Below are 11,710 nucleotides of genomic sequence, written 5' to 3'. Positions count from 1 at the left end.
GTACAGGCGCATGATCGACAGGTCGGGCAACGACAGATCGAGCAGTTCAGGCAGCGCGCTACGCTCATCGAGCCATCGCCAGGTCGCCAGTTCGGATGCCGGTGCGGCCAGACGGCCGATCACCTGCACAACGATCATGGCGCGCGTGATGGCATTGATTCCCAGAGACGTCAGCAAGGCATCCAGGCCCAACTGAGCCAAGGCATGCAGCCCGACAGACTCAACGCCGACCGAGCGGGGCTGCAGCAGTTGGAGTGAGCTCACATCGACTTCGACGAATTCCGCCGGTGCCGCCGCGCCCGGGGACCGGGCGACGAGGCGAGCCGCCAGCGCCTGGGCCATGCTCTCCACCCCGTCGGGCAAATCGGCGGGTACGAGTACGCCCTGCTGGCCGAGCAACTGACTCAGGCGTAGGCAGAGCGCGTTCCAGTGGCTTTCCGGGACGTCGAAATGGCTGCCGAGGTTGAGCAGGGTGATCTGGCGGACACGACCGCCCTCTCGCCGGGATTCGACCAGGCGGTGGCTGTAGTAGGTTTCACCGGTGCTCGTCCGGCGGGTCTTGACGCGGCGGATGTACATCGCGTCAGGATAGCCGAAGTCAAGGGGTTTGTGCCGCCCCGATTAAAATATTATGTCACTACAAAACGATTTCGGCGACCACCCCTAGCAACCATGCGGGTTTGCGGGGTGTCACCCCCCGAAAATCGGCAAAATCGGGGGGAAAGCTGTTAAACCTGGGTTAGTGAAATCGCGAGCCAAAGAATAAACCCCGCCGCAGCAGGGTTTCTTCTTTGGCTACTTCGGCGCCCCGCTTGTGCGGGCGTCCAGGCCTACCGCCGCGCCGGCTTGAACGGCGCCGGGACTGCCCCCGGTCTGCCGACCGGCTGGTCCATTGCCGACGCCGCTTGGGTCTCCGGCACGGCGTCGTAGCCCCCGCGCAGGCTGCGTTCCTTCACCAGCGCCGCCTGGAAACGCTGCGCCTTGTCGATCTTGGGCGCATAGATCGGGTCGGCGGAGCAGGTGGTGAGCATCTCCTCTTCCGGCGTGGTGTCGGGGGAGGGCGGGTCCATGTCGAGGTTCTTCAACTGCAGAGTGTTGAGCAGGTTGCCGGCAGCAGCTTGGTACTTGGCGTGCGCGATGAGCAGGTCGAGCTGGCCGTTCAGGTAGTCGCGACGCGCCGTGAAGTACTCGTTCTCGGTATTGAGCACGTCGAGCAGGGTGCGCCTGCCGGCGTAGAACTGGTCGCGGAAGGCCCCCCGGGCCTGGTCGCTGCTCTGCATGTGCTGGGCGAGGTAGCTCACCTGTTCGTTCAGGCGCTCCTTCTCGTTGTAGGCCATCGCCGCGTTCTGGCGAACGTCGCGGCAGACCTTCTCACGCACGTCGCGGGCGACGAATTTTTCCTGGACGGCCTTCTGTTGCCGCGAGTAGTCCTGGAAGCCGCGGAAAAGATTCCAGCTGACCGTCACCGCAGCGGTGGTCGCATCGGTGGTTCCCGAGATGAGGTCCGGCTGATAGCTTCGTGTGTAGCCGCCGGCGTTGAGGTCGTGAGCGCGTTCCACGTAGGCATCGACACGCGGGTAGTAGCCGCTCTTCTGCACTTCGACGTTGCTGACTGCGGAGAGGATGTTCTGGAAGGCCGCCTTCAGTGCCGGCGATTGCTCCAGGCTGAGGCTGATGCCTTCGGCACGGTTTTTCGGGAAGGCCCTGGTCAGTGCGGAGGAGGAGGCAGGGTCTTCGAGTTCATCCGGCGGCAGGCTGCCGATGATGCGCTGATAGCGCGCGGTGACGTCGTGCAGGTTCGCCATTTCCGTGAGCAGGTTGGACTCTGCCAGGGCGAGACGACCGATGGCGACTTCGCGGTCGACCGGTGGGCTGACACTGGATCCTGCTTCGCCGGTGCGTTCCTTGATCTTTTCGAAGATCAGACGGTGGCTGTCGTAGTTTTCCTGGGCATAGTCGACGAGCCTTCGATAGCGCCAGACGTCGATGTAGGCCTTGGTGGCTTCGAGCGCGGCGTTTTCCGAGAGATCCAGCATTTCGTAGAAGCGCACCAGACTCGCGTGCTCGAGTCGCTTGCTATCGTTCTGCGTCGCAAAACCCTCGAACAGGTTCTGGCGCAGGGTCAACCGGGTCGTCTGGAAGTTGTACTTGCGCTCACCGGTCGGGGTGTAGATGGGAGAGTCGCGATGTTCGCGCCCGGCTCCGTAGATGACGTCGAGCGTCGGCAGGTAGCGACCTAGCGTGATGTCGCGTTCGCGCAGGCTCGCGCCGAATTGATGCCACTTGGCCAGGACGTCCGGGTTGGTCTGCACCGCCTTGCTCGCCGCGTCTTCCAGCCGGAAGGGAGCCGCTTGTGCCCCCGAGAATGCCATGGACAAAATGACGGCAATTGCCGCCCCCCGGAATGGCAAACGCATTTATCTCTCCCTGTTTCGCAAGTTCGCTGGAAAAGCCTGTATTCCGTACCTTGATTTAAGAAGTTACGCCAGGTCCGGCCGCCAACGCCGATCGACTGGAAAATCGACTCCGATTCTAATTGCGTCATATGTCCTTGTCCATAAAAAAGACAAAAGTAATCGCATGAGCGCAAGGGGTCACCAAGAGATAGGAAAACCTGCGCCGCCCCTCTCCGATTATCTTTTTGGCATTTGATGGGCGCCCCGCAGATGCCGGAGCGGGTCTCGGATGTTATGCTGAGGTTTTTTTTCGGAGCTTGCCATGCTCATTCATCCCGAACGTTCGACGCTGCTCATCATCGACGTACAGGCACGCCTGCAGCCTGCGATCAACCACGGCGACGCGGTCGTCGAAAACTGCCGATGGCTGCTTGCGGTGGCGCAGAAGATCGGCATCCCGGCGATCTGCACCGAACAGTACCCGCGCGGGCTGGGCGCGACGCTGCCAGTACTGCGCACAATGCTGCCCGACTCGGCCATGGTCGAGAAGATCCACTTCTCGGCACTCGGGGAATGTATGGGGAGCTGCGCGGGCGAACTGGCCAAGGGCGGGCAGGCGATCGACGACAACACCTGCCTCTTCGGGGCACCCGGCGGCGAGCGGCGCCAGTTCGTCGTCGTCGGCACCGAAGCGCACGTCTGCGTACAGCAGACCGTGCTCGACCTGCTTGCCGCCGGCCGCCAGGTCTTCGTCGTCGAGGAAGCCGTCGGCTCACGCCGCGCATCGGACAAGGACTTGGCGCTCGCACGCATGCGCGCGCACGGTGCCGACATCGTCTCGCGCGAGATGGTGGCCTTCGAATGGCTGCAGCGCGCCGGCACCGAGCTCTTCCGCGAGGTCAGCCGCGAGTTCATCAAGTAGCGCCCCCCAGGCGGCAAGCGTCCTCCGTCATTGCGGGGCGCGCAGCGCCGTGGCAATCCAGTTCGTTCTTCTGTCTCCTCGCCATTGCCGGCCCATCCACGGCCGACCCGACGTCAGACCTACGCACTGGATCGCCACGCCCTGCGGGCTCGCGATGACGCGCATCCGGATCACCCGGCTAGCGATGACTCGCCGCAATCCTGTCATTGCGAGGCGCACAGCGCCGTGGCAATCCAGTTCGTTCTTCTGTCTCCTCGCCATTGCCGGCCATCCACGGCCGACCCGACGTCAGACCTACGCACTGGATCGCCACGCCCTGCGGGCTCGCGATGACGCGCTTCCGGATCACCCGGCTAGCGATGACTCGCCGCAATCCCGTCATTGCGAGGCGCACAGCGCCGTGGCAATCCAGTTCGTTCTTCTGTCTCCTCGCTATTGCCGGCCATTCACGGCCGACCCGACGTCAGACCTACGCACTGGATCGCCACGCCCTGCGGGCTCGCGATGACGCTCTTCCGGATCACCCGGCTAGCGATGACTCGCCGCAATCCCGTCATTGCGAGGCGCGTAGCGCCGTGGCAATCCAGTTCGTTCTTCTGTCTCCTCGCCATTGCCGGCCATCCACGGCCGACCCGACGTCAGACCTACGCACTGGATCGCCACGCCCTGCGGGCTCGCGATGACGCTCTTCCGGATCACCCGGCTAGCGATGACTCGCCGCAATCCCGTCATTGCGAGGCGCGCAGCGCCGTGGCAATCCAGTTCGTTCTTCTGTCTCCTCGCCATTGCCGGCCATCAACGGCCGACCCGACGTCAGACCTACGCACTGGATCGCCACGCCCTGCGGGCTCGCGATGACGCGCATCCGGATCACCCGGCTAGCGATGACTCGCCGCAATCCCGTCATTGCGAGGCGCGCAGCGCCGTGGCAATCCAGTTCGTTCTTCTGTCTCCTCGCCATTGCCGGCCATCCACGGCCGACCCGACGTCAGACCTACGCACTGGATCGCCACGCCCTGCGGGTCGCGATGACGCGCTTCCGGATCACCCGGCTCGCGATGCCGCGCCGTTGCTACGGGCAGCGGCCTGACCCCCTCGCTGTTTCATGCAAACGGGGGAGTGGGATAAACTCGCGATGCTGGCGACCTCATCCCCGGAAAGACGCGAAATCAGCCCTTGATCGCTGCCAGCGCGCCGGCGAGGTCGCGCTTCAAGTCGCCGACGTCCTCGATGCCGACCGACAGGCGCAGGAGCGAGTCGCCGATACCGATCGCGGCGCGCTGTTCGGGCGGGATGGAGGCGTGCGTCATGATCGCCGGGTGCTCGATCAGGCTTTCGACGCCACCCAGGCTCTCGGCGAGCGTGAACACCTCGCAGCGGTCGAGCATGCGCTGCGTCCCGGCGAGGTCGGTATCGAGTTGCAGCGCAATCATGCCGCCGAAGGCGCTCATCTGGCGGCGGGCGAGTTCGTGCTGCGGGTGCGAGGGCAGGCCGGGGTAGATCACCCTGGCGACGCCCGCTTGGGTTTCGAGCCAGCCGGCGAGTTCGAGCGCATTGGCGCAATGGCGCTCCATGCGCAGCGCCAACGTCTTGACGCCGCGCAACGCGAGGTAGGAATCGAAGGGGCTGGCAATGGCGCCGAGCGCGTTGTGCTGGAAGGCAAGGCGTTGGCGCAGTTCGTCCAGCCTGGGCTCGCCGCCGACCACGGCGACGCCGCCGATGATGTCGGAGTGGCCGTTGAGGTACTTCGTCGTCGAGTGCATGACGATGTCGAAGCCGTGCTCGAGCGGCCGTTGCAGGCAGGGGCTGGCGAAGGTGTTGTCGGCAACGGTGATGATGCCGCGCTCGCGGCAGATGGCGCCGAGCGCCTCGAGGTCGGCCAGGCGCAGCAGCGGGTTGGTTGGCGTCTCCACCCAGAGCAGGCGCGTCTCCGGGCGGATCGCGGCGATCAGCGCCTGCGGGTCGGCCAGGTCGACGTAGCTGAAGTCGAGCCCGGCGCTGCGCCGGCGGATGCGCTCGAACAGGCGGAAGGTGCCGCCGTAGAGGTCGTCGCCGGCGATCACGTGCGCGCCCGTGTCGATCAGTTCGAGGATGGTCGAGATCGCCGCCAGACCGGAAGCGAAGGCGAAGCCCTGCGCGCCGCCCTCGAGGTCGGCGACGCAACGCTCGAAGGCCCAACGCGTCGGGTTCTGCGAGCGGCCGTAGTCGAGCCCGCCATGGACGCCGGGGCGCTGCTGCACGTAGGTCGAGTTGGCATAGATCGGCACCGACACGGCGCCGGTCGCCGGGTCGGGGAACTGGCCGGCGTGGATGACGCGGGTGGCGAAGGCCAGGCCCTTGGTGTCGACGCCGGCGATGTGCTCGAGGTACGAATAATCTTGTTGAGAAGGCTGTCGCAGGAATTTGTTTTTCATCGTTTTTTCCATCTTGATTGCCGACCTCTGCAGGGCAGAGCTGGAGGCAGGCGCGCGGTGAACGGGGTGTCGGCACGACGCACGGACACGCAGAAAGACGTGCCGTGGGCATCCTCAGCCGACGACAAAGGCGCGTAGTGTATCGAGTACCGCGTCCGGCTGCTCGGCCATCAGCGAATGTCCGGCGCCTGCGATCGTCGTCAGTTGCGCCTGTGGCCAGCGCGCGGCGAGTTCGCGGGCGGCACGCGCCGGGGTCATCTTGTCGGCGCTGCCGGCAATTACGCGCAGCGGACATTCGATCGCGGCGAAACGCTCAGGCTCCGGCCGGTAGCGCCGGCAGGCGTCGAGTCCGGCGAGCAGGACGCCGCGCCGCTGCCGCGCCATCAGCTGCCGGTTGACGCCCATCATCCAGACCCCGGGCTGCGCATTTCCGCCGAGGTGCGCGCGCGGCGAATGCGACCAGTCGTTGATCAGTTGCCAGGCAGTCGCCTCATCGTCGCGGGCGGCGGCGATCAGTCCGTCGGACACAGGCATCGGCAGCGAACTGCCGAGCAGCGCCAGTCGGGTGACGCGCGCGGGTGCGGCACGCGCGGCGACCTCCAGCGCGATCAGCGAGCCCATGCTGTGCCCGACCAGCGTCGCCCGGGCGACACCAGCCGCGTCGAGCAGCGCGACGATCCAGTCAGCGGCGGCTTCGACGCTCTGCGGCGGCGGGCCGCCGCTGCGCCCGTGGCCGGGAAGGTCGGGGGCGAGGACGGCGAAACCGTGGTGTGCGAACCAGCGGCTCTGCAGCGTCCAGCACGAATGATCCTGGCCGGCACCGTGGATGAAGACGACGACCGGCAAGGGAGAGGCAGCGGCCGGGAGAGGGAAGGGCTTGCCGCCCGTGTAACAGTACGCACGCTCTGCGCCGACGACGAGTTCCATCACGCCTCCCGTTGCGACGAGTTCGCGCCGGGGGCGGCCGGCGCACGCGCTCCGCCGCGCTTCGCCGCCGCATGCAGCCCGCGTGCCAGGTCCTCGATCAGGTCGCCGGCGTCTTCGAGGCCGATCGAGAGGCGGATCGTCCCCGGCTCGACACCGGCGGCGGCGAGCGCCGCGTCGGACATGCGCGAGTGCGTCGTCGACGCCGGGTGGATGACCAGCGATTTGGCATCGCCGACGTTGGCCAGATGCGAGAAGACCTGCAGCGCTTCGATGAAGGCGCGCCCGGCTTCACGAGCTGATTCGCGATCGCCGGCGAGAGTGAAACTCACCACCGCGCCGGCACCGCGCGGCAGCAGGCGGCTGACCAGCGCGTGATCCGGGTGATCGGGCAATTCGGGATGGACGACGCGCGCGATGATGCCGGCGTCGCGTCTGGCGACCAGGAAATCGAGCACGCGGCGCGTGTTCTCGGCGTGCCGTGCCATGCGCAGCGGCAGCGTCTCCAGCCCCTGCAGCAACTGGAAAGCCGACAGCGGCGACAGGCAGGCGCCGAAGTCGCGCAGGCCCTCGCGTCGCGCGCGCAGCAGGAAGGCGCCAACGCTCGATTCCTCGGCGAAGACCATGTCGTGGAAACCGGGATAGGGCGCGCACAGGGTCGGGAAGCGCTCGGCGTGGGCCTGCCAGTCGAAGCGCCCGCCGTCGACGAGCAGGCCGCCGACGACGCTGCCGTGGCCGCCGATGTACTTGGTCGCCGAATGCACGACGAGGTCGGCGCCGTGTTCGAACGGGCGCAGCAGCCAGGGCGTCGTCAGCGTCGAATCGACCAGCAGCGGCAGTCCGTGTTCATGGGCGATGGCCGAGACCGCGGGGATGTCGAGCACGTCGAGTCCGGGATTGCCGATCGTCTCGGCGAAGAACAGACGCGTCTGCGGGCGGATCGCGGAACGCCAGGCATCGAGGTCGCGCGGATCGACAAAAGTCGTTTCGATACCGAACCTTGGCAGCGTGTATTCGAGCAGATTGTGCGATCCGCCGTAGAGCGAGCGGCTGGCGACGATGTGGCTGCCGGCACCGAGCAGGGTGACGATCGCCAGGTGCAGCGCCGCCTGTCCCGAGGCGGTGGCGATCGCGCCGACGCCGCCTTCGAGCGCCGCAATGCGCTCCTCGAGCGCGGCGTTGGTCGGGTTGGAGATGCGCGAATAGACGTGCCCGGCGCGCTCCATGTTGAACAGCGCGGCGGCGTGATCGGCGTCCTTGAAGACGAAGGAAGTCGTCAGGTAGATCGGCTGCGCGCGCGCACCGAACTGGCTGTCGGGAAGCTGGCCGGCGTGCAGGCTCAGCGTGTCGAATTGGTAGCTCATCGGGTTCCTGCGCTGCTGTTCATCCGGGCGCTTGGCATCGCGCTGGCAAAAGTTCGTGATCCGCCACTGTAACGGATTCCCCGGAGCAAGATAAGCCGGCAGAGATGCTGTCGCGGCGGCTGGCCGCATGGCCTTCGTCCTGGCGGAAAGTTCGCTCCGGAATGCCTCGTGCGACACTGCGCGAGAGGAGCCTCGACTCGAGCAAGGTAAGTTGCAGTGGGAACGGCGGCAGCCGCGAACGGGCGCGGCTCCGGAGGACTCAGGCCACCGCGCGCTGGTCCTCGTGGGCGCCGGCAGCGCCGCGCTGCAGGCTGGCCGGGTACTGCACCAGATCGACCTCGCTCACCGCCCCCGCGGCGATTCCTTCGCCATCGACCAGCAAGCGCGCACCGAAACGGCGCAGGCGGGCGCTCAGCGTCGCCAGCGACTCGCTGGCGGTGCGCGGGTCCACGCGGATGATCTGCGGTGCCAGCGCGCGCAGCAACGCCGGATCGACGGCGGGCGCCTCGCTGCCACGCAGGGCGATGCCGTAGCCGCGCGAGCGGTAGTTCCTGACGGCGGCGATCAGGTGCTCGTGGTGGCGGGGCACGCGGGCCAGGCCTGCGATGTCGATCTCGAGCGTGATTTCGTTCGGCAGCAGGCCGCAAGGTCGCAGGATCTCCTCGAAGGCGAGGCCATGGTGATCGGCAACGCCGAGCACGTGACGCGGATGCACGCTGAGCAGGAGATTGCCGCGGATCCGCTGCGTCAGGTAGTTGAGCGCGTGCAGGGTGCGCACGCGGCGGTCGAGCTGGATGAACTCGCCATCGCTCCAGGGCAGCACGAACACCGCCTCGGACGCAACGGGCCTCCCGCTCGACAGTCCGCTGACGCGCAGGCCGGCGGCGTGTCCGTGCGTCGCTCCGTTGCGCGTATCGACGATCGGCAGGAAGACCGATTCCAGGCACAGGTCGGCGAAGTGCAGTTGCACGTCCCCATGGCGGGTGGCGACGAACGGCGCCGGTGCAGGCAGGACGTCGCCCGCGCGCGCGTTGAGGTGACGGACAAGATCGGCAAGGGGCATGGTGATTCCTCTGGCTATCGAGCGCCACGCAGCTGCCGGCCGCGCGCCTCGAAAAATGCCGAAAGCTTAAACGATGAGCATCGGATGGACAAAGATTTTTTCGATCGTTCGATATGCACGGGCCGGCATCAGGGCCGGCGCCGGGAGCAGCTCGCGGCCCCTTTCATGGACCGCGAACTTGCCGGCAGGCGGGGCGCAACAGCGCCCCGTGCTCCCGCTCACCTGCGTCACGGAAGCAATCAGGCCGCTGCCAGCGCCTGTTCGAGGTCGGCGATCAGGTCGTCGATGTGCTCGATGCCGACCGACAGCCGCACCGTGTCCTCGGTGACGCCGGCCTGGGCCAGTTCGGCCGCGGACAGTTGCCGGTGCGTCGTCGACGCCGGGTGGCAGGCGAGCGACTTAGCGTCGCCGATATTGACCAGCCGGGTGAACAGCTGCAAGGCGTCCTGGAAGCGCGCGCCGCCTTCCCGACCACCCTCGACGCCGAAGGTGAGGATTCCGGAAGGGCGTCCGCCGAGATACTTCTGCGCCAGCGCGTGATCCGCGTGCCCCGGCAGGCCCGCGTAATTGACCCATTTCACCTTTGCATGAGAACTCAGGTACTCGGCGACGCGACGCGCATTGTCGGTGATCCGGTCCATGCGCAGCGGCAGCGTTTCGATTCCCTGCAGGATCAGGAAGGCATTGAACGGCGAGATCGCCGCACCCATGTTGCGCAGCGGAACGACGCGGGCGCGGCCGATGTAGGCAGCGGCGCCGAGCGCCTCCGTATAAACGACGCCGTGGTAGGAGGGATCCGGCGCGTTGAGGCGGCGGAACTTCTCCTTGTGCTCAGCCCAGGGGAACTTGCCGCTGTCGACGATCGCCCCGCCGATCGAGGTGCCGTGGCCGCCGAGATACTTTGTCAGCGAATGCACGACGATGTCGGCGCCGTGTTCGAAGGGGCGGCACAGGTAAGGCGAGGGCACCGTGTTATCGACGATCAGCGGAACGCCGTGGCGATGCGCGACTGCGGCGATCGCCTCGAAGTCGGTGATGTTGCCGAGCGGGTTGCCGATCGACTCGACGTAGACGGCCTTGGTCTTCTCGTCGATCGCCGCGGCAAACGATTCGGGATCGCGGTAATCGGCGAAGCGCACCTCGATGCCGAGCTGCGGCAGGGTATGCGCAAACAGGTTGTAGGTGCCGCCGTAGAGTGTCGCCGACGAGACGATGTTGTCACCGGCTTCGGCGATGGTCTGGATCGCGTAGCTGATCGCCGCCATCCCCGAGGCCACGGCCAGCGCGCCGATTCCGCCCTCGAGCGCGGCGATGCGCTTTTCGAGCACGTCGGTGGTCGGATTCATGATGCGCGTGTAGATGTTGCCGGCGACCTTGAGGTCGAACAGGTCGGCGCCGTGCTGCGTGTCGTCGAAGGCGTAGGAAGTCGTCTGGTAGATCGGTACGGCGACCGCCTTGGTTGTCGGGTCGGGGCTGTAGCCGGCATGGACGGCGAGGGTTTCGATTTTCATGTTCTGCTCATCGCTGATGGATAGGTGTTGCCCTTGCGGGACGAGCACGCACTCTAGCGGCGACAGCCTGCCGGGTGAAGGAAGGAATCCTGATGGGCTTATAAGCGAAAGTGTCGATGACGCCCTGCGCCGGAGCGGCATATCGTCATATCGATATCGATAATTCTTCGTTCGCCTCTGCGCCAGTCTTTCCTACAGTGACAAACCAACATCTCGCCAAGCGCCATCGAGGCGCGGGAGTCGCCGATGAGCCAAGCTACCTTCCTGCCGAGTTCCGATCCGATCGCCGCTGAACTTGCCGAGCGCGCGTCGCTACCGACGCCAGCGGCGCTGCGTCGCGCATTGCTCCAGGCGGCGCGGCCCCGCCGTGCTGGCTGGGGCGAGGACTCGCTCCCTGCCAGCGCAGGCGGAAGAGTGTGTGACCAGGGCTCGTCGTGGACGACTCCGCGGTGACGATATTGCACATGACGAGGCACGAATGTTGTCCGCCTGCCGCAGCAACGGCAGGCCATGAGTTCCGGTCCGCGTCGGCGAGCTTGCCGACCCTCCAGCGCAACGCCTTGCGCAAGATATTCGGTCGCGCCGAGTTCTCGCCGGAAGAGGTCGCGGCGCTCGGCCATCGCCGGCTGCAACAGGCCGAAGGTATCGGCAGCAAGGGGCTGACGACCATCCTGGCCTGGCTGCAGGCGCATGGTCACGCGCTGGATCAGGCACCGACGCCCCCCGCCCGCGAGACTCCCCGCAAGCGCTGTCAGGATGTCGAACAGGCGATCCGCCTGTTGCGCCGGCACGGCTACACGGTGTACAAGCCGCAGCCCCAGGAGAACACGGAAGGGCAAGGGCGATCACGCACGGCTCCATGACGCAAAAGCCCGGCAGGCCGGGCTTTTGCGTTACTTGGAGACTGCCGCGAGGGCAGCCAGTGCTAACGCGCTCTTTCGCGGCTTACGCCGCTCCCACGAAAACCTGTCCCGCGGCATTGGTCTCTCGATAGGGGTCGAGAAGGGGCAAGCCCCTCCCCGCCCTCCGAACCGTACGTGCAGTTTTCCCGCATACGGCTCTCCAGTCGGTGATTGTCCTCATCGGGATTGTCTCGCAGCAAGCCAAGCTGTGTGC

The 11,710-nt window shown here is 66.3% G+C and carries 10 protein-coding genes; 3 read left to right on the top strand and 7 right to left on the bottom strand.

The window, feature by feature from the left end:
* Together CCR84_RS04455 and CCR84_RS04450 are read right to left on the bottom strand one after the other, a co-directional pair.
* Nucleotides 1–579: hypothetical protein (locus tag CCR84_RS04455; protein ID WP_201210056.1), on the bottom strand; the 579-nt coding region annotated here is incomplete at its 3' end.
* 251 nt (nt 580–830) lie between these two features.
* Complete coding sequence (locus CCR84_RS04450; RefSeq protein ID WP_201210054.1) at nt 831–2,372, bottom strand: TolC family protein; 1,542 nt, start codon at nt 2,370–2,372, stop codon at nt 831–833.
* Here CCR84_RS04450 and CCR84_RS04445 point away from each other — a divergent pair.
* Nucleotides 2,371–2,652: a hypothetical protein gene (locus tag CCR84_RS04445; RefSeq protein ID WP_201210053.1), complete on the top strand. Its 282-nt coding sequence runs from the start codon at nt 2,371–2,373 to the stop codon at nt 2,650–2,652. The two genes, CCR84_RS04450 and CCR84_RS04445, sit on opposite strands and share 2 nt — an antisense overlap.
* Nucleotides 2,653–2,718: 66 nt before the next feature.
* The gene (locus tag CCR84_RS04440) at nt 2,719–3,318 is read left to right on the top strand and encodes an isochorismatase family protein (RefSeq protein ID WP_201210052.1); all 600 of its coding nucleotides are present in this window, start codon (nt 2,719–2,721) and stop codon (nt 3,316–3,318) included.
* A 1,169-nt stretch (nt 3,319–4,487) separates the two neighbouring features.
* Here the strand turns inward: CCR84_RS04440 and CCR84_RS04435 are convergent.
* From CCR84_RS04435 to CCR84_RS04415, 5 genes are all read right to left on the bottom strand, one after another.
* On the bottom strand, nt 4,488–5,732 hold the full coding sequence (locus CCR84_RS04435; protein ID WP_201210051.1) for a trans-sulfuration enzyme family protein: 1,245 nt from the start codon (nt 5,730–5,732) through the stop codon (nt 4,488–4,490).
* 114 nt (nt 5,733–5,846) lie between these two features.
* Entirely contained in the window at nt 5,847–6,659 is an 813-nt protein-coding gene (locus CCR84_RS04430; protein ID WP_201210049.1) for an alpha/beta fold hydrolase, read from the bottom strand.
* On the bottom strand, nt 6,659–8,020 hold the full coding sequence (locus CCR84_RS04425) for an O-acetylhomoserine aminocarboxypropyltransferase (RefSeq protein ID WP_201210047.1): 1,362 nt from the start codon (nt 8,018–8,020) through the stop codon (nt 6,659–6,661). Before CCR84_RS04425 ends, CCR84_RS04430 begins: the two co-directional genes overlap by 1 nt.
* 259 nt (nt 8,021–8,279) lie before the next feature.
* Nucleotides 8,280–9,083 carry an EAL domain-containing protein gene (locus CCR84_RS04420; RefSeq protein ID WP_201210046.1) on the bottom strand — a complete coding sequence of 268 codons (804 nt, stop codon included), beginning with the start codon at nt 9,081–9,083 and terminating at the stop codon, nt 8,280–8,282.
* Between the two features lie 239 nt (nt 9,084–9,322).
* The gene (locus CCR84_RS04415; RefSeq protein ID WP_201210045.1) at nt 9,323–10,594 is read right to left on the bottom strand and encodes a bifunctional O-acetylhomoserine aminocarboxypropyltransferase/cysteine synthase; all 1,272 of its coding nucleotides are present in this window, start codon (nt 10,592–10,594) and stop codon (nt 9,323–9,325) included.
* Between the two features lie 536 nt (nt 10,595–11,130).
* Here CCR84_RS04415 and CCR84_RS04410 point away from each other — a divergent pair.
* Nucleotides 11,131–11,457, top strand: a complete 327-nt coding sequence (locus tag CCR84_RS04410; RefSeq protein ID WP_201210044.1) for a hypothetical protein — start codon at nt 11,131–11,133, stop codon at nt 11,455–11,457.
* Nucleotides 11,458–11,710: the final 253 nt, after the last annotated feature.

Origin of the sequence: Rhodocyclus purpureus, assembly GCF_016653115.1 — a bacterium.
In the GTDB taxonomy this organism is placed as follows: domain Bacteria; phylum Pseudomonadota; class Gammaproteobacteria; order Burkholderiales; family Rhodocyclaceae; genus Rhodocyclus; species Rhodocyclus purpureus.
This window is presented reverse-complemented; position numbering and strand designations above follow the sequence as displayed.

Excerpts from the sequence above, each read along its gene's own strand:
- CCR84_RS04415 (WP_201210045.1), bottom strand. The coding sequence starts at position 10,594 with ATGAAAATCGAAACCCTCGCCGTCCATGCCGGCTACAGCCCCGACCCG.
- CCR84_RS04425 (WP_201210047.1), bottom strand. The coding sequence starts at position 8,020 with ATGAGCTACCAATTCGACACGCTGAGCCTGCACGCCGGCCAGCTTCCC.
- CCR84_RS04450 (WP_201210054.1), bottom strand. The coding sequence starts at position 2,372 with ATGGCATTCTCGGGGGCACAAGCGGCTCCCTTCCGGCTGGAAGACGCG.
- CCR84_RS04420 (WP_201210046.1), bottom strand. The coding sequence starts at position 9,083 with ATGCCCCTTGCCGATCTTGTCCGTCACCTCAACGCGCGCGCGGGCGAC.
- CCR84_RS04435 (WP_201210051.1), bottom strand. The coding sequence starts at position 5,732 with ATGAAAAACAAATTCCTGCGACAGCCTTCTCAACAAGATTATTCGTAC.
- CCR84_RS04430 (WP_201210049.1), bottom strand. The coding sequence starts at position 6,659 with ATGGAACTCGTCGTCGGCGCAGAGCGTGCGTACTGTTACACGGGCGGC.
- CCR84_RS04440 (WP_201210052.1), top strand. The coding sequence starts at position 2,719 with ATGCTCATTCATCCCGAACGTTCGACGCTGCTCATCATCGACGTACAG.
- CCR84_RS04445 (WP_201210053.1), top strand. The coding sequence starts at position 2,371 with ATGGACAAAATGACGGCAATTGCCGCCCCCCGGAATGGCAAACGCATT.